Origin of the sequence: Amycolatopsis sp. WAC 01416 (genome assembly GCF_003947485.1) — a bacterium.
Lineage (GTDB): Bacteria > Actinomycetota > Actinomycetes > Mycobacteriales > Pseudonocardiaceae > Amycolatopsis.
In genome coordinates, this window is the sequence record NZ_QHHX01000003.1 from 380,976 (window position 1) to 398,543 (window position 17,568).

The window sequence follows — 17,568 nt, forward strand, 5'->3', positions numbered from 1 at the left end:
CCATGGGCGGATGGAAGCGCCCGCCGAGACCCTCGCCGACGAAGTCGTCACGCTGCGCCGCTGGCAGCCGCGGCAACTCGAAACCCTCGCCACCGTCGCGGGGGATTCCGCCGCGCATCTCGGCGCGTGGATGATCTGGGCCACCAACGGTTACGGCCGTCGCGAAGCCGCCGGCTTCCTGGAGCACACCGCAAGGAACTGGGCCGAAGGCAAGACCTACGATTTCGCGATCCTCGCCGAGGACGAAATCGTCGGCGGCACGGGCATGATCATCCATCCGGACCGGATCGAGATCGGCTACTGGCTCAGCCGACACCACACCGGTCGCGGCTTCGTGTCCAGGGCCGCGAAGCTCCTGGTCGACGAGGCCTTCCGGCTCGGCGCGCCGGAGGTCGAGATCCGGCACGACGAGAACAACGTCGCGAGCGGCGCCGTGCCCGCACGGCTGGGGTTCACGATGATCGGTGACGAGGCCACCGAACCGCCGCTCGCCCCCGCCTGCGCGGGCGTCACCAGGATCTGGCGGCTCAAGCGTCCTTAGTCTTGCGCTCGCGCAAGGCGGCGAGTGCCTTGTCGGCGTGCACGGTGAACTTCAGTTCGCTCTTGATCACTTCGAGCACCTTGCGGTCGGTGTCGATGACGAAGGTGTGCCGCTTGGCGTGCAGCGGGCTGAACTTGCGCCACACGCCGAACCGTTTCGCCACCACACCGTCCACATCGGACAGCAGGGGATAGTCGAAGCCGTGTTTGGCCGAGAACTCCTGCTGTTTGGCGACGGCGTCCGGGCTGATCCCGACGCGATGCGCGCCCACCTCGGCGAATTCGGCGGCCAGATCGCGGAAGTGACAGCTTTCCGCGGTGCAGCCGCTGGTCATCGCGGCGGGGTAGAAGAAGAGCACGACCGGGCCGGACGAGAGGAAGTCCGACAGCGTGCGCTGCTCGCCCTTGTCGTCGGGAAGGGTGAAGTCCGGGGCGATGTCACCTTGGTCCATGGACGGATCCTGTCATGTCGGTGTGGCGTTCGATGAGCTCGTCGACCTCGTCCCCGGTCGCGGAATCCGCGACGAACGAACCGCGCGCCGCGAGCACACCGTATCGCCGGAGCCGCTCGGCCTGTTCGTGATTGTGGACGCCTTCCGCGCCGATGCGGAGTTTCAGTTCCTTGGCCCTGGCGACCAGCTGGCACAGGTGGCGGACGTCGGCTTCGTCCTCGCCGTCGGCCAGCGCGTCGACCACGGCGCCGGACAGGATCACGTGACGGACGGGCAGCCGGTGCCGCGGGATCAGCTCGAGATCGTCGGAGCCGGAGATCGTCAGCACGAGCTGGGCGCCCAGATCGGCCAGTACCGCGAAGGAGTCGAGCACCTCGCCGTTCGGGTCGAGCACGGATTCGCGGTCCGTGCACAGCCTCAGCGCCTGGGCGGGCAGGCTGTGCCGGTCGAGCTGTTCCTTGACCAGCAGCACCAGATCGGGCTCGATGGCCAGCCGGTTCGGCAGCCGCACGCAGACGTCGGGCGCGGCTTCGCCGAACCTGTTCCGCCACCTCGCGGTGGCGGCGAGCGATTCGGCCAGCAGCCACCGGCCGAGCGGGATGGTCATCCCGGTGACCTGCGCGAGCGGGTAGAACTCGTCCGAGTCCAGTTCGCCCTTCTCCGGGTGGCTCCAGCGCAATCCGGCGTTGACCGCGGCCAGCTGGTCGGGGTTCGCGAGTTTCACCGTCGGCTGGTAGATCAGCGAGAACTCGCCGTTCTCCAGCGCGCCCGCGATGACCGCGCCCAGCTGGTAGCGGCCCCGGTCGCGCGCGTCGAGTTCCGGATCGAACAGCATCCATTGCGCCTTACCCGCCTCCTTGGCGCGGTGCAGGGCGATTTCCGCGGCGCGAAGCAGGTCTTCGGGTCCGCCGTCGGCGACCGCGCGGACGACGATGCCCGCGCTCGCGCTGACCCCGATACCGTGCCCGCCGAGGTAGATCGGCTCGACCAGTTCCTCCAAGGCCTGCTCGACCAGCGCGATCACCTCGGGCGGGGTGAAGTCGCCGCGCAGCAGGACGGCGAACCCGTCGCCGGACAGCCGGGCGACCGAACCGTCGTGTCTGCCGGTGAAGACGGACGTGAGCTTCTTCGCGACCCCGCGCAGCACCTGATCGCCGACGCCGGCGCCCAGACCGTCGTTGATCACCTTGAAGCCGTCGACGTCGAGGTAGACGAGCGCGATCTGTTCGTCGCCGGACCCGGCCAGTGCGGCTTCGAGTGCGTTGCCGAAGGCGGTGGCGTTCGGCAGGCCGGTCAGCGGGTCGTGCACGTTCTGGTGCAGCAGTTGTTCCTGCAGCAGGTGGATCTCGTTGGCGTCGGCGACCATCAGCACCGGATAGGTCGAACCGGGCCGGTCACCGGGCAGATCGGTCAGGGTCACGTCGACCCAGAGCGGGCCTTCCTCGCTGTGGGTCAGCAGCAGGCGTTCCTGCTGGGTCGGCCTGCCTGCGGTCATGAGTTGCGAGAGCGCGTTCCGCAGCCGGGCGACGTCGTGGTCGGCGGAGCCGAGATCGGGGATCTCCCGTCCGCGCAGGGCGGCGGGACGGCAGCCGAGGAGTTTGCCGAGGGCGATGTTCGCCTCGACGATCGTGCCGTTGGGATCGGCGAGCGCGATGCCGATGGGCGAGGCGGAATAGAGCTTGGAGAAGCGCCGCACAGCGGGCTGGTGATCGGGCTCGGTCCGGACGGCGTCCTTGACGACGCCGAGCAGCAGCTGTTCGAGTTGCTCCTTGGGAAGCGATACTCCTTTAGTGTCAGCGAGCGTCTCGGCCCATCTCCGAGCTACGTCCACCAACCCTGGCGCGGAACCAGGCTCGGGCACACTTCACCTCTTCATGCGCGGTTTATGGCCAGCTCAGACCGGGTGTCCGAACTCATGGGCCCACACTAGGTATGAGCCGACCGGGTGTAGTGCCACGGCATCATGCGCGATCCGGGGTGTCTACCGGCTGAAAGGGTGATCGCTACTACACGAGTGGTGACCGGATGTCACCAAGAGTACTCGATCGTGAATGTCCGTTTGGTCGGAGTTCAGCGCGCTGCCAGCCGGATCGGCAGGCCGTCCGCGGGAACGGGCAGCGAGACGTAGTCCCAGCGCGCCGTGTAGTGCTCCGGAACCGACCACCGATACGCCCGCAGCATCTCGTGCAGCAGTGCCTTCACTTCGAACGTCCCGAAATGCAGGCCGATGCACTTGTGCGCGCCGCCGCCGAACGGCATCCACGCGTAGCGGTGCGACTTGTCCTCGCGGCGTTCCTCGCCGAAGCGTTCCGGGTCGAACCGCATCGGGTCGGTCCAGTACTCCGGGGCGAAATGATTGACGGTGGGGGAAACCCCGACGAGTGTCCCTTCGGGAATGAAGTGGCCGAGAACCTCGGTGTCCTTCACGGTCTTCCTTGCCAGCGAAGGAACCGGCGCCACCAGCCGCAGGGCTTCCTTGATCACCAGGTCCAGCGTCGTCAGGGTCTCCAGTGCCTCGATGTCCGGCACGTCGTCGCCGAGCGCGAGGGACTCCTGGCGCGCGCGTTCCTGCCATTCGGGGTTCTTCGCGAGGTGGTAGACGGCCGCCGCGCTGGTGATGGTCGACGTGTCGTGCGCGGCCATCATCAGGAAGATCATGTGGTTGACGACGTCGGAGTCGGTGAAACGGTCACCGTCTTCGGTGGTGGCGTGGCACAAGGCGGTGAAGAGGTCATCGCCGTCGCTCGCCCGTTTCGCGGGCAGATTCGCCGAGAAGTAGCGTTCGAGGACCTTGCGGCCGTGCAAGCCCGCCGCCCAGCGGCCGCCGGGAACGGGAAAGCGCACGATGGCCGTGCCCGCGCGCACGGAATTCACGAACGCGCGGTTGATCGCGGCCGCGTCGTCGCCGGACCGCATGCCCATGAACACCCGCGTCGCGACGTCGAGCGTGAGTTGCTTGAGGGACCAGTAGATCCGCGGGTTCGGCCGGTCCGCCCACGCGGCGATGCCCTCGCGCAGGGCCGGGCCCATCTGGTCGACGTAGCCGGTGAGCCGTTGCCGGGTGAACGCCGCCTGCATGATGCGGCGGTGGAGGTGATGCTCCCCGAAGTCGAGCAGCATCAGGCCGCGGTCGAAGAACTGCTCGATGAAGAACTTCCAGCCCTCCTGGGAGAAGGCCTTGTCCTTGTTCACCAACGCGATCTGCGTGGCCTCCGGGCCGGAGAGCGCGACGATGCGGCGGCCGAACGCGCCCATCCACGACACCGGGCCGTAGGTCTCGTAGCGTTTGAGGCCGAACTCGATGCCGAAGCGCATGAAGTCCAGCGCGTGCCCGATGACCGGCGGACCTTCGTCGCCGAGGACGGGTTTGAGGCCCGGCGGGGCGGGCGCGAGTTCGCGGACCGGCCAGGTCGCGCCGAGCCAGCGCTGGTCGACCGAACGCGGCAAGGGGATCGACGTGAGCGGCGGGACCCGCTCGCGCAGTGCCCCGGTGACCTTTTCGACGGCGTTCGCCATGGTGACCATCTCCCCGCTGAGATCGGCTGCCGCCCCACCATCGCACCCTTATTGACGTCCTGACAATACCTCGGCGGAAGGCCGTGTGGGGTGAGTGTGGAGGATTCGGGACGTTCACCGTCCCGAATCCTCCACGCTTGGTGAGCTCATCGATCATGCTTGACCCCCGGCCCTCGACCACGCGCCAGGCCAGGCGATTGCCGAGTCCGTGAAGGCCTCCTTGAGGAACCCAGAGTCCCTCAAGGAGGCCTTCACGGAACGTCAGGAGAGCTCGGCGCGGACCGTGTGGGCCGCGGTGACGAGGTTCCGCAGGGCGGGCTCGACCTCGGCGTACCCGCGCGTCTTCAGGCCGCAGTCCGGATTGACCCAGATCCGCTCGGCGGGCACGGCACCGACGGCGGTCCGCAACAGCCCGCTGACCTCGTCGACACCGGGGACGCGCGGCGAGTGGATGTCGTACACGCCCGGCCCGACGCCGCGGCCGAAGCCCGCCGCGCCGAGGTCGGTGACGACCTCCATCTTGGACCGCGCGGCCTCGATGCTGGTGACGTCGGCGTCGAGCGCGTCGATCGCCTTCACCACGTCGCCGAACTCCGAGTAGCACATATGCGTGTGGATCTGTGTCGCGTCGTCGATCCCGGACGTCGCGAGCCGGAACGACGAAACCGCCCACGCGAAGTACGCCTCATGCGCCGCCGCGCGCAGCGGGAGCAGTTCGCGCAGCGCCGGCTCATCCACCTGGATGACGCGGATGCCCGCCTTCCGCAGGTCGTGCACCTCGTCGCGGATGGCCAGCGCCACCTGACGGGCGGTCTCGCCCAGCGGTTGATCGTCGCGGACGAACGACCACGCCAGGATCGTCACCGGACCGGTCAGCATCCCCTTGACGGGCTTGCCGGTCAGGCTCTGCGCGTAGCGTGCCCACTCGACGGTCATCGGCTCCGGACGTGAGACGTCGCCGTACAGGATCGGCGGCCGGACACATCGTGAACCGTAGGACTGCACCCAGCCGAAGTCGGTGGCCGCGAACCCGGCCAGCCGCTCGGCGAAGTACTGCACCATGTCGTTGCGCTCGGGTTCGCCGTGCACCAGCACGTCCAGCCCGATCTCCTCCTGCAGCCGGATGACACGCTCGATCTCGGCCTTCATCGCGACCTCGTAGCCCGCGTCGTCCAGCGAGCCCGCCTTGTGCGCGGCCCGCGCCTTGCGGACGTCGGTGGTCTGCGGGAACGAGCCGATCGTGGTGCTCGGCAAGGGCGGCAGCTCCAGTGCGGCCTGCTGCGCCGCCGCGCGCCGGGCGTAGGGGGAGCGGACGGTGTCTTCCGGCCGCAGCGCCTCCAGCCGGGCACGCACCCCGGCGTCGGCCAGGTCGGCCGCCGTCGCGCGATCCGCGGCCGCGGCACGAGCGGCGGAGAGGTCGACGCCGTCTTCCTTCAACGCTCGCCCGAGCAGGACGACCTCGTCGACCTTCTGCTTCGCGAACGCCAGCCAGCCCTTCAGCCGCGGATGGAGCCCGTCCTCACGCTCGACGTCGTAGGGCACGTGCAGCAGCGAGCAGGACGTCGACACGCTGACCGACCTGGCGGTGCCGAGCAACGTCGCCGCCCGGCCGAGCGCGCGGGCGGGGTCGGTGCGCCAGACGTTGCGCCCGTCGACGACACCGGCCAGAACCTCCTTGTCCCGCAAGGCGGGTTCGGCCGCGACCGCGTCCACAAAGGACTCATCGGTGACGAGGTCGACGGCGATCGCGTCGATCGGGGAGCGTGCGAGCACGCCGAGGCCGCGGCCGAGACCGCCGAAGTACCCGGCGACCAGGATCTTCGGCCGCGCGGTCACCTTCGCCAGCCGGTGGTAGGCGCGGATGAGCGCGTTGAGCTCCCGCTCGTCGCGGTCCGCGGCGAAGGCGGGCTCGTCGAACTGGACCCACTCGACGCCTTCGTCATGCAGGCGCCTTAGCAGCTCGACGTAGCCGTCGAGGAGGTCGTCGAGCAGATCCAGCGGACGGAAGCCCTCCGGGGCGGTCTCGCTCGCCTTCGCGAGCAGCAGGAACGTCACCGGGCCCACCAGCACCGGCCGCGTCTCGACACCGATCGCGCGTGCCTCGCGGTACTCGTCGAGCGGTTTGGTGCCGGAGAGCGAGAACGACGTCTCCGGGCCGAGTTCGGGGACGATGTAGTGGTAGTTCGTGTCGAACCACTTCGTCATCTCCAGCGCCGGCGCGTCCTGCACCCCGCGCGCGGCGGCGAAGTAGGTATCGAGCGGCGAAAGACCGAGCGTCGTGAAGCGCTCCGGCAGCGCTCCGAACAGCTCGGCGGTGTCGAGCACCTGGTCGTAGTGGGAGAACGTGTTGGAGGGGACGGAATCCAGCCCCGCGTCCTTGAGCTCCCGCCAGGCCCGGGTGCGCAGTGCGCGGCCGGTGCCCAGCAGTTCGGCCTCGTCGATCTTGCCCGCCCAATAGCGTTCGAGTGAACGCTTGAGTTCCCTGTCCGGTCCGATCCGGGGGTAGCCCAGCACAGTCGTGCCGATTTCGGTCACAGCTCTCTCCTCGCGAGCTTGTCGTGAGAGCCCGGAGCGCGCAGGAGTGACCGCCGTTCGGTCGTGCCCATCCCACGAGGCCCGGACTCACGCACGCCGTCGGCGCGCGTACCACAGGCAGGTCTTCGGACTCGTGGGCGACTCGCTCGCTCCTACCGGCCGTCGCTTCCCGGGGCGCCATGTCCCAGTGCTTTACCGTGTCTCGCACGGTGACGGCTTTCGTTCCCACATACCGCTGCGGGGCAGTCCCGGATTCACACCGGGTTCCCTGTTACCTCGACCGGCCTGGGAAGCCGGGCGAACCAGTAGCACCTTGGAGAGTACCCAGGTGCGCTATGGCTGTGGGCGGCGCAGCCCGTCCAGCACGAGGGTGATGACATCGTCGGCCTCGGTCCGCCACTCGGGGCGGTCATGGGCCGCGCCGATGCCGTGCAGTGCCATCATCACGGCGCCGGCGCCCACGTCGTCGCGAACGGCGCCGTCCCGCACGGCGGCGGCGACCAGTGCGGTGACGGCCTGCTCCAGCGCTTGGCCGCCTTCGGCGAGGGCACCCGAACGATCGGCCATGAGGGTGGCCAGCGTCCGTGCCAGGCCCGCATGGGCACCGATGTGGCCGACCATGTCGCGGAGGAAGGTCGCCAACGCCTCAGCCGCGGGCAGCGTGGCCTGTAGCCGTCGGGCACGGTCGCACAGCGCGGCGACTTCCCCGTGGTAGACCGCCTCGGCCAGCGCCTCCCTGGTGGGGAAGTGGCGGTAAAGCGTGCCGGTGCCGACGCCGGCCAGGCTGGCGAAGTCATCGAAACGCAGGTCGAAGAACTCTCCGGCGTCGAAGACCTCCCGGGCCTTGGCGAGCAGGGCCTCGCGCTTGCGCCGGGCGTCGGCCCGCAGCGGCTTGTCGGCGGTCATGCGCTCCCTCGCGTTGACAAGTGGAGATCATCTCCATATTTTTGAAAGTGGAGATAACCTCCACTTCGATCTTACCCCCCGAGGTGCCGCTTGAAGATCCTCATGTTCGGCCGAGGCGTGATCGCCACCGTCTACGGCCGGGTCCTGCAGAAGGCGGGACACGAAGTCGAGTTCTACGTCCGGCCGGGCCGCGCGGCGACGTACGGGGCCACGGTGGACCTCGACCTGCTCGATACGCGGCGCCGGGTGTGGGGGCAGCGCGTCGTCGAGAAGTGGCCGGTGCACCTCCGCGAGACTCTGGAGCCGGACCACGACTTCGACCTGATCGTGCTCAGCGTGGCGCACCACCGCCTCCCGGAGGCGACGGCCTTCCTGTCCCCGCGCGTCGGCCAGGCCACGGTGCTGGTCTTCGGCAACATCTGGACCGAGCCGACGGCCGCGATCGGCCCACTTCCCCTCGACCGGATCGCCTGGGGCTTCCCCCAGGCCGGTGGCGGGTTCGACGCGAACGGCGTGCTTCGCGGGATGCTGCTGCCGTCGGTCGTCTTCGGCACTCTCGGCCGGCCCCCGACCGAGCGGGAGCGGGCCGTGCGCCAGGCGTTTCGCGAGGCCGGGCTCCGGATCAAGGAGCGACCCGACTTCCGCGGCTGGCTGTGGGTCCATTTCGTGTCCGACGCCGGGCTGCTCTCGCAGGGCCTGCGGCTGGGGTCGCTGTCCGAGCTGGCCGGGTCGACGGGCGCCCTGCGCGAGGGGCTGCTGACCGGCCGCGAACTGCTGCCGCTTCTCGAGGCGCGCGGCCTCGACCTGCGTCGTCACCGGGTCGGTGTGCTGCTGTTCCGGGCGCCCACCTGGCTGACGGCCCCCGTTCTCGCCTGGCTGACCGCTCATTTCGCACCGGCGCGCGTGAGCGTCACGGCGCACTCCGACCTCGACGCCGAGGAGCCGCGTGAGGTCTGCCGGGACACCCTGGCCGAAGCGCGGCGGCTGGGCGTCCCGGTGCCGCGCTTGGAAGCGGTGGAACCGTACTTCGCCCGCGCCTGAACGACGAAAGGCCCACCCGACGCGAGTGCGCCGAGCAGGCCTTTTCGTCAGTTCAGGCGATCAGTCCCAGTCGAGGGCGCCACCGGACTGGTACTCGATGACGCGGGTCTCGAAGAAGTTCTTCTCCTTCTTGAGATCCATCGCCTCCGACATCCACGGGAACGGGTTCTCCGTCTCGCCGAAGATGGGCGCGAGGCCGATCTGCTGCGCGCGACGGTCGGTGATGAAGTGCATGTACTGCTCGATCAGTTCCGCCGAGAGCCCGAGCATGCCGCGCGGCATGGTGTCGCGGGCGTAGGCGACCTCGAGTTCGCACGCCTCGGTCAGCATGCCGCGGATCTCGGCCTGGAACTCCTCGGTCCACAGGTGCGGGTTCTCGATCTTGATCTGGTTGATGCAGTCGATGCCGAAGTTCAGGTGGATCGACTCGTCGCGCAGGATGTACTGGTACTGCTCGGCGATGCCGATCATCTTGTTCCGGCGGCCGAGCGAGAGGATCTGCGCGAAGCCGGTGTAGAACCACATGCCCTCGAAGATCACGTAGAACGCGACCAGGTCACGAAGGAAGTTCTGGTCGGCCTCGGGGGTGCCGGTCTCGAAGTCCGGGTTCTCGAGGTTCTGCGTGTACTTCAGCGCCCACGCGTCCTTCTCCGAGATGGACGGGACCTCGCGGTACATGTTGAACAGCTCGCCCTCGACCAGGCCGAGGCTCTCGCAGATGTACTGGAAGGTGTGCGTGTGCACGGCCTCCTCGAACGCCTGGCGCAGCAGGTACTGGCGGCATTCGGGGTTGGTGATCTGCCGGTACACCGCGAGCACGATGTTGTTGGCCACCAGCGATTCCGCGGTGGCGAAGAACCCGAGGTTGCGCTTGAGCATGGTGCGCTCGTCCTCGGTGAGGCCGTCGGGCGACTTCCACAGCGCGATGTCGGCCTGCATGGCGACCTCGGTCGGCATCCAGTGGTTGTTGCAGCCGGCGAGGTACTTCTCCCACGCCCAGGTGTACTTCATCGGCAGCAGCTGGTTGACGTCGGCGCGGGCGTTGATCATCCGCTTGTCGTCGACGTTGATCCGGGCGGCGCCGACTTCGATCTCACCGAGCCCGGTGGCGTCGGTGGCGGGGTCAAAGGTGGTCATGGAGGCTCACTTTGAGAGTTGGGGGGTCGTGAGTGGCGATTCGGGTCAGAACACGAATCGCCACTCACGACCGGGCGGTCACTGGCAGGCTTCGCAGTCGGGGTCGTCGATCCGGCAGGCGGCACCGTCGGTGGCGACGAAGTCGACGTCCGAGACCTGCGGCAGCTCCTTCGGCTCCGGCTTGGCGGCCGGGGCAGGGGCGGTCACCGGGACGGCCGGGACCGCGGCGGCGGGCGACGGCGAGACCGCGGCGGAAGCCGACGGGGCGGACGAAGCGGCGGGAGCCGGGGCAGCGGGCTTGGGTGCCGATGGTGTGGCCGGGGCCGGGGTGGCCGAGACCGCGTTCAGCTTGCCGTCGGTGCCGCGCAGGGTGCTCTTCTCCACGTGCGTCGCGGACCGCGCCCGCAGGTAGTACGTGGTCTTGAGGCCCTTGTGCCAGGCGTAGCGGTACAGCTCGTCGAGCTTGCGGCCGCTGGGCGCCGCGATGTACAGGTTCAGCGACTGCGCCTGGTCGATCCACTTCTGACGACGCGAACCGGCGTCCACCAGCCACTTGGACTCGATCTCGAACGCGGTGGCGTACAACGCCTTCAGGTCGTCCGGCACGCGGTCGATCTGGCCGAGGCTGCCGTCGAAGTACTTCAGGTCCGAGACCATGACCTCGTCCCACAGCCCGCGCTCCTTGAGCGAGCGGACCAGGTGCGGGTTCACCACGGTGAAGTCACCGGACATGTTCGACTTGACGAACAGGTTCTGGAACAGCGGTTCGATCGACTGGCCGACCCCGCAGATGTTGGAGATCGTCGCGGTCGGCGCGATCGCCATCACGTTGGAGTTGCGCATACCGACGGTCTTGACCCGCTCGCGCAGCGGCGCCCAGTCCAAAGTGGACGAGGTGTCGACGTCGAGCGCGTCGCCCTGCCGCGCGTCGATCAGCAGCTGCATCGAGTCGATCGGCAGGATTCCCTTGCTCCACAAGGAACCCTCGAACGTCTGGTACTGGCCGCGCTCCTCGGCGAGGTCGGTCGACGCCGAGATCGCGTAGTAGCTGATGTGCTCCATGCTGGTGTCCGCGAACTGCACGGCCTCGTCCGAGGACAGCGGCACACCGATCTCGAACAGCGCGTCCTGGAAGCCCATCAGGCCGAGGCCGATCGGGCGGTGGCGCAGGTTGGAGCGGCGCGCCTCCGGGATCGTGTAGAAGTTGATGTCGATCACGTTGTCGAGCATGCGGACCGCGGTGCGCACGGTCTTCTCGAGCCGCGCGGTGTCCAAGCCCTCGGGCGTGACGTGCTTGAGCAGGTTCACCGAGCCGAGGTTGCAGACCGCGACCTCGTCGGTGGTGGTGTTCAGGGTGATCTCGGTGCACAGGTTGGACGAGTGCACGACACCCACGTGCTGCTGCGGCGAACGCAGGTTGCACGGGTCCTTGAAGGTGATCCACGGGTGGCCGGTCTCGAACAGCATGGTCAGCATGCGGCGCCACAGGTCGACCGCGCGGATCTTGCGGAACACCTTCAGCTCACCGCGTTCGGCGGCGGCCTCGTACTCGCGGTAGCGCTCGGCGAACGCGGTGCCGTAGAGGTCGTGCAGGTCCGGGGTCTCGTTCGGCGAGAACAGCGTCCACTGCGCGTCGGCCTCGACGCGGCGCAGGAACTCGTCGGGCACCCAGTTCGCGGTGTTCATGTCGTGCGTACGACGACGGTCGTCACCGGTGTTCTTGCGCAGGTCGAGGAATTCCTCGATGTCCACGTGCCAGGTCTCGAGGTACGCGCAGGCCGCGCCCTTGCGCTTGCCGCCCTGGTTCACCGCGACCGCGGTGTCGTTGGCGATCTTGAGGAACGGCACGACACCCTGCGACTGGCCGTTGGTGCCCTTGATGTGCGCGCCGAGGCCGCGGACCGGGGTCCAGTCGTTGCCGAGACCGCCCGAGTACTTCGCCAGCAGCGCGTTGTTCTTGTACGCCTGGAAGATCGAGTCCAGGTCATCGTCCACAGTGGTCAGGAAGCAGGACGACAGCTGCGGGCGAGTGGTGCCCGAGTTGAACAGCGTCGGGGTGGACGCCATGAAGTGGAACGTCGAGAGCAGCTCGTAAAACTCGATCGCGCGGGCTTCCCGGTTGTCCTCGCGGATCGCCAGGCCCATCGCGACCCGCATGAAGAACGCCTGCGGCAGTTCGAAGCGGATGCCGTTGTGGTGCTGGAAGTATCGGTCGTACAGGGTCTGCAGGCCGAGGAAGCCGAAGTCGAGGTCGCGCTCGGCGTGGATGGCCGCGGTGATCTTGTCCAGGTCGAAGGTCTGGAGCTCGGGGTTGACCAGCTCCAGCTCGATGGCGCGCTTGAGGTAGTCCCGGAAGTACTGCGGGTACCGCGCGGTCATCTCGTTCTGGCTGGCCTGCTGCGGCGTGCCCGCGAGGTAGGTGAGCGCCTCGCCGCGGAGCTTGTCCGCCAGCAGCCGGGCGCTGACGTAGGAGTAGTTCGGCTCCTGCTCGACGAGCACGCGCGCGGCCATGATCTGGGCGAGGGCGAGTTCGTCGGCGCTGATGCCGTCGTAGAGGTTGCGCTTGGCCTCGGCGAGCACCGGCTCGGCCGAGACGTCGTCCAGGCCGGCGACGGCCTCGCCGACGACGTGCGAGACGCGGGCCCAGTCGAGCGGACGGAGCGAGCCGTCGGCCGTCTTGACGCTGATGGCGACATCGGACGAAGCGGGCTTCTCGGCATCACGGGCCTTCGCGCGCTCATCGCGGTACAGGACGTACGCGCGGGCGACCTTGTGGTGCTCGCCGCGCATCAGTGCGAGCTCGACGATGTCCTGGATCTGCTCGATGTGCAGAGCGGTCTCGGGACCGGCGTGGCGGAGCAGGGTGGCTTCGATCTGTTCGGTCAGTTCGTTGACCAGGTGGTGGATCCGCGACGAGGCGGCCGCGTCACCGCCCTCGACGGCGAGGAAGGCCTTGGTCACGGCGACCGAGATCTTGTTCGCGTCGAAGGGGGACACGCTGCCGTCCCGCCGGATGACTCGCACGGTCGCGGGCGTCGTGTCCGAGGACGAGGGCGGCCGCTGACCGGTATCGACTGACATGCGTCACTCCAAAAGGGCGCGTTGAAGCACCACAAGGCCTCACAAGGCCGTGCGCTGCACGTTCACAAAGCTGTCCGACCACCGCTCCCGAGCGGTCTCCCCGTCGCTGGGCGGTGCCGGTTCCCAGAGACTACATGTAGGGGTCGGAGGCTGCACGTGCCCCAATGGGTGGCGTGTCGTCGTCTCACCCTGGCGGGTTAGACGATCACGCTCAGCGGCCGGTCAGGCGCCGAAAACGATCTTGAAGTCGCGCAGGCAGGCGCTCAGCACGGGCCGCTGACCGGCGAGGAAGCCGAACGGGCCGGACTCGTTGATCCGCCAATCCGCGGTCGCGGGGCGCGGGTTCGCCGTCGCCCGGACGGGGCTTCTTTTGAGACGACCGTCCAGCATTTGGACGACGTCGAAGGCCGCGGGCATCCGCACCGGGAGACTCGGGCGGGCGGTGAAGGCCGCCGTCGCGATCCAGTCCTCGTGGGTGGCCGCCGAGGCGGTGAAGGTCCGCCCGTGGGCGAAGTCGAGCGCGGCGAGGTCCTTGGGAATACCCCACAACGCGCGTCCACCGGCGAGGGAGACTTCGCTGTCGACCCAGATGTCGGTGATCGAGCTGGAGAGCCGCTTGCCGCGGACCGCGACGGTCGCCAGCAGCTCGTGATACTGAAGCTGTCCGGGCTCCTGGTAGTCGATCCAGGCGGTGAACACCTGCGCGCGGCCGCCCAGTACGACGGGTTCGGCGCCGTCGGGCAGCGCGGGCAGTTCGCTCACCGGGACGCGCCAGACCGACAGGTACGCCTGACCCGCCAGATTCCAGGGCTCCGGGGGATAGGCGGTCACGCGTTCCGCCACGGCAGGTAGGCGGGCTGGTCGGTGTCGACGCGCATGGAGAACTCCGGTGCTCGTTTCTGCAGGAAGGACACGACGCCTTCGACGGCGTCCGGGCTGGAGCCAAGGCCGCCGATCAGCCGGGAGTCCAGTTCGTGCACGGGGAACGGCGACTCCGCGCTGGCCATCCGGTACAACAGCTGCCGGGTCACCGCGACCGAGACGGGTGAGGTGGTCCTGGCGATCTCAAGGGCCAGTTCGCGTGCCTTGCCGAGCACTTCCTCGGGCTCGTGAACACTGTGGACCAGCCCGGCGGTTTTCGCTTCCTCGGCGTCGAACACGCGGCCGCTGATCATCCAGTCGAGTGCCGTGCCCATCCCGACGAGCCGCGGGAGGAACCACGCGGACGCGCCTTCGGGGTAGATCCCGCGGCGGACGAACACGAAACCGAACCGGGAGTCCGTGGACGCCAGCCGGTAATCGCACGACAGCGTGATCGTGATGCCGCCGCCGACGGCCGCGCCCCGCAGGGCCGCGATCACCGGCTTGTTCATCGTGAAGATCCGCTTCGAGCAACGTCCCGCCGGCTCCTGCCATGCCGCGTCCGGGCCGGTCTCCGGGTCGAAGTCGAAGCCGCCCTGGGAGAGATCGGCGCCCACCGAGAAGTCCTTGCCGTTGCCGGTCAGGATCACCACCCGGACGTCTTCGTCGCGGTCGGCCCGGTCCATCGCGTCGCCGAGTTCGTCGGCCATGCGGATGGTGTAGCCGTTGCGGGCCTCGGGCCGGTTGAGCGTGACCGTCGCGATGCGGTCGGCGACCTCGTAGGTGATTTCGGCGTACGCGCTCATGACGTGAAAGTAAGGCTATGTTGACAAGGTGTCAATAAGGCTCATTCGACGTCGTCCAGATGGTCCGAGTAGTACTCGACCGCGCGCCGGTACCGCTGCACGCCGTCGTCCGCGCTCGTCGCCGCGAGCACCTTCAGTAGCGTTCCCGCCGCTTCGCGCGCTTCGCCGACGTTGTAGAGCGCCATCGCGAGGAAGGTCCTCAGCGCCGCGTCGTCCGGGAACTCGCCGAGGCCGCGGCGCAACGTCTTGAGCGACTCGTCGTACCGGCCGAGGACGCGATACGTGCTGCCGAGCCCGACGAACACGCCGTGCCTGTCCTCTGTGGACAGACCTTCGCCCGCGAGCGCCCGCTCGTAGAACGGGGCCGCTGCCGCCTCCAGTCCTGCCGAATCGTGTGCCCACGCGGTTTGGTAGGCGATCACGGCGTCCCGAGGATTCCGCGCGGCCAGCTCGATCAGCCGCAGGCGGGCCTCGTCGGTGCCCTGCTCCCGCAGCCGGACCGCTTCCTGTGTCTCGTTCACGCGGCGGCGCCGTCGAAGGGCGGATAGGTCTCGCCGCCGACGCGCTCGGCCACGACGATGTACTCGGCGAGCGCGTCACGCGAACGTGCCAGCTTGGCCAGCTGCTCGTCCAGGCGCCCGAGCCGCTCGCGCATCGCGGCCAGCAGTTCGGGGCAGCCGATCAGCTCGGGCTCCTCGCCGATCGCGCAGGGCAGCAGATACGCGATGTCCTCGGACGACAGTCCGGCGGCGAGCAGATGCCGGATCTGCTTCACCCGCAGCAAGGCCGTCTCGTCGTACTCGCGGTAGCCGTTCGTGCCGCGGCTCGCCTCCAGGAGGCCTTGGGCTTCGTAGTAGCGCAACTGATGCGTGTTGACGCCCGTCCGGTGACTCAGTTCACCGATTCTCATCGCTTTCCCCACTTGACCTTCATACCGGTATCAATGTCGACGATGGTGCCATGACTGACAACGCGAACACCCCGGTATCGGTCGTCGGCCTCGGTCTCATGGGCACCGCGCTCGCCCGCGCGTTCCTGAAGGCCGGGCATCCCACGACCGTGTGGAACCGGACGGCCGCCAAAGCCGACTCCCTGGTCGCCGAAGGGGCGCGGCTCGCGCCCTCGATCGGCGAAGCGCTCGATGCGGGCGGCGTGACGATCCTGTGCCTCACCGACTACTCCGCTGTGCATGACCTGCTCGGCGACGCCGGACTGGAGGGCACGAACCTGGTCAACCTGTCCTCGGGCAGCTCCGCCCAAGCACGGGAAACCGCCGCCTGGGCCGAAAAACGAGGCGCCCGCTACACCGACGGCGCGATCATGGCGATCCCCTCGGCGATCGGGACCGCCGAGGCGGTGATCCTGCTCAGCGGACCGCGGCCGGACTTCGACCTCGGCGCGCTCGGCACGATCAGCCATCTCGGCGAGGATCCCGGGCTGGCGTCCCTGTACGACGTCGCCGGGTTGACCATGATGTGGAGCGTCCTGAACGCGTGGCTTCAGGGCACGGCGATGCTCAAGACCGCCGGTGTCGACGCCGCGACGTACGCGCCGTTCGCGCGGCAGATCGCCGCCGGGGTGGCCGATTGGCTGCCCGGATACGCCGAACAGGTCGACAAGGGGGCCTTCCCGGCCGAGGTCTCCGCCTTGGAGACCGACGCGCGGGCAATGGCGCACCTGGTCGAGGAATGCGAAGCGCTGGGGGTGAACGCCGAACTGCCGAAGCTGCTCAAGGCGATGGCCGACCGTGCGATCGCCGCCGGGCACGGGGGAGAGCAGTACCCGGTGCTGATCCGGGAATTCGAGCGGGCGGGTAAGTAAGGCGCACTCGGCAAGGGGTCGCTCACCGGTCCGTGAGGGCCTCCTTGCCTACCTTGAAGGTAGGGAAGGGGCCCTTCACAACCCACCGATGGGGTCCCTGGTGATGTTGGGACAACTGTGACGCCGGCGCTCGACCTGGCAAGCACCACGTTCGCCCCAGTAGCACCGCCTTCACAACGGCCGCCGAAGTTTATGAAGGCCCCCGTCCTTGCGCCTGGAGCAGAGTCCCGGCAAAGGCGCTTAGCCGTTGGTCGATGTCCCTTTGATGCTTATATGTACGGTTTTGCGGAGGGGTCGTGAGTGGCGATTCGGGTCAGAGCCGAGGGTGTCCTTAGGTACCTACGTGGTTCCGGCTGCGGTTGATGCCAGACCCGAGTCCGTGAAGGCCTCCTTCCCCAGTACATGAAGGACCCCTTCACTGCGCCAGGCGCAAGGAAGGGGTCCTTCATGTACCTCGAGCGGGACAAGAAAGGTACCTACGTGGGTTCCGGCTGCGGTTGGTGCCAGGCCCTGGTCCGTGGGGATGTCGTGAAGGGTCCCTTTGAGACGTTGAAGGTCTCAAAGGGGCCCTTCACGACATGCGAGTTCGACGCCGGGCCGTCGGGGAGCGCTGAAGCAGCTACGGCGGGCGGCGGGCCGGGATCGCAGGTCCGTGAAGGCCTCCTTCCTTACCCTCAGGGTAGGGAAGGAGCCCTTCACTACATGTCGGGCTGAGCTCAAGCCCTGCGTGAGGCAGACCTGCTGCCGCGGACGGGCAGGAACGCCATCGTGAGCCTCGGCGCTACAGCGACATGCACTTCACAACCAGGCATCACGCGCACGAAGCGCCACAGGTCACGCAGTGGGTACCTGAACCACCCTTGGTCAGAACC

General features: G+C 68.3%; 14 protein-coding genes and 1 riboswitch. Of the genes, 3 read left to right on the forward strand and 11 right to left on the reverse strand.

Annotated features, from left to right (window positions below; genetic code table 11):
• Window positions 1-10: 10 nt before the first annotated feature.
• Window positions 11-541 (forward strand): GNAT family N-acetyltransferase, encoded by a 531-nt coding sequence (locus tag DL990_RS11655; protein ID WP_125798657.1) that lies wholly within the window; start codon window positions 11-13, stop codon window positions 539-541.
• Here DL990_RS11655 and DL990_RS11660 read toward each other — a convergent pair.
• From DL990_RS11660 to DL990_RS11680, 5 genes are all read right to left on the reverse strand, one after another.
• Entirely contained in the window at window positions 528-992 is a 465-nt protein-coding gene (locus DL990_RS11660; protein WP_125798658.1) for a peroxiredoxin, read from the reverse strand. The two genes, DL990_RS11655 and DL990_RS11660, sit on opposite strands and share 14 nt — an antisense overlap.
• Window positions 979-2,823, reverse strand: a complete 1,845-nt coding sequence (locus DL990_RS11665; protein WP_125798659.1) for a bifunctional diguanylate cyclase/phosphodiesterase — start codon at window positions 2,821-2,823, stop codon at window positions 979-981. The genes DL990_RS11660 and DL990_RS11665 overlap by 14 nt, the downstream gene beginning before the upstream one ends.
• Before the next feature lie 239 nt (window positions 2,824-3,062).
• Window positions 3,063-4,508: a cytochrome P450 gene (locus tag DL990_RS11670; protein WP_199746310.1), complete on the reverse strand. Its 1,446-nt coding sequence runs from the start codon at window positions 4,506-4,508 to the stop codon at window positions 3,063-3,065.
• Window positions 4,509-4,769: 261 nt separating this feature from the next.
• Entirely contained in the window at window positions 4,770-7,043 is a 2,274-nt protein-coding gene (gene metE / locus DL990_RS11675; RefSeq protein ID WP_125798660.1) for a 5-methyltetrahydropteroyltriglutamate--homocysteine S-methyltransferase, read from the reverse strand.
• Between the two features lie 98 nt (window positions 7,044-7,141).
• Window positions 7,142-7,365, reverse strand: a riboswitch (cobalamin riboswitch).
• Window positions 7,366-7,376: 11 nt separating this feature from the next.
• Window positions 7,377-7,949 (reverse strand): TetR/AcrR family transcriptional regulator, encoded by a 573-nt coding sequence (locus tag DL990_RS11680; RefSeq protein WP_125798661.1) that lies wholly within the window; start codon window positions 7,947-7,949, stop codon window positions 7,377-7,379.
• A 90-nt stretch (window positions 7,950-8,039) separates the two neighbouring features.
• Here DL990_RS11680 and DL990_RS11685 point away from each other — a divergent pair, with 90 nt between their 5' ends.
• Window positions 8,040-8,990: a ketopantoate reductase family protein gene (locus tag DL990_RS11685; RefSeq protein WP_125798662.1), complete on the forward strand. Its 951-nt coding sequence runs from the start codon at window positions 8,040-8,042 to the stop codon at window positions 8,988-8,990.
• A 60-nt stretch (window positions 8,991-9,050) separates the two neighbouring features.
• Here the strand turns inward: DL990_RS11685 and DL990_RS11690 are convergent, their stop codons facing one another.
• The 6 genes from DL990_RS11690 to DL990_RS11715 form a co-directional block, all read right to left on the reverse strand.
• Window positions 9,051-10,127 carry a ribonucleotide-diphosphate reductase subunit beta gene (locus DL990_RS11690; protein ID WP_125783821.1) on the reverse strand — a complete coding sequence of 359 codons (1,077 nt, stop codon included), beginning with the start codon at window positions 10,125-10,127 and terminating at the stop codon, window positions 9,051-9,053.
• A gap of 78 nt (window positions 10,128-10,205) precedes the next feature.
• A complete protein-coding gene (locus tag DL990_RS11695; protein ID WP_125798663.1) occupies window positions 10,206-13,208 on the reverse strand; it encodes a ribonucleoside-diphosphate reductase subunit alpha in 3,003 nt (1,000 codons plus the stop codon).
• Window positions 13,209-13,430: 222 nt separating this feature from the next.
• Entirely contained in the window at window positions 13,431-14,039 is a 609-nt protein-coding gene (locus DL990_RS11700) for an acetoacetate decarboxylase family protein (RefSeq protein WP_125798664.1), read from the reverse strand.
• On the reverse strand, window positions 14,036-14,875 hold the full coding sequence (locus DL990_RS11705) for an enoyl-CoA hydratase-related protein (protein ID WP_125783827.1): 840 nt from the start codon (window positions 14,873-14,875) through the stop codon (window positions 14,036-14,038). The genes DL990_RS11700 and DL990_RS11705 overlap by 4 nt, the downstream gene beginning before the upstream one ends.
• A 41-nt stretch (window positions 14,876-14,916) precedes the next feature.
• Complete coding sequence (locus tag DL990_RS11710; RefSeq protein WP_233598794.1) at window positions 14,917-15,396, reverse strand: tetratricopeptide repeat protein; 480 nt, start codon at window positions 15,394-15,396, stop codon at window positions 14,917-14,919.
• Window positions 15,393-15,785 carry a MerR family transcriptional regulator gene (locus DL990_RS11715; RefSeq protein WP_125783829.1) on the reverse strand — a complete coding sequence of 131 codons (393 nt, stop codon included), beginning with the start codon at window positions 15,783-15,785 and terminating at the stop codon, window positions 15,393-15,395. Before DL990_RS11715 ends, DL990_RS11710 begins: the two co-directional genes overlap by 4 nt.
• A gap of 50 nt (window positions 15,786-15,835) precedes the next feature.
• Between DL990_RS11715 and DL990_RS11720 the strand changes: the two genes are divergently transcribed.
• The gene (locus DL990_RS11720) at window positions 15,836-16,696 is read left to right on the forward strand and encodes an NAD(P)-dependent oxidoreductase (RefSeq protein ID WP_125798665.1); all 861 of its coding nucleotides are present in this window, start codon (window positions 15,836-15,838) and stop codon (window positions 16,694-16,696) included.
• Window positions 16,697-17,568 lie beyond the last annotated feature (872 nt).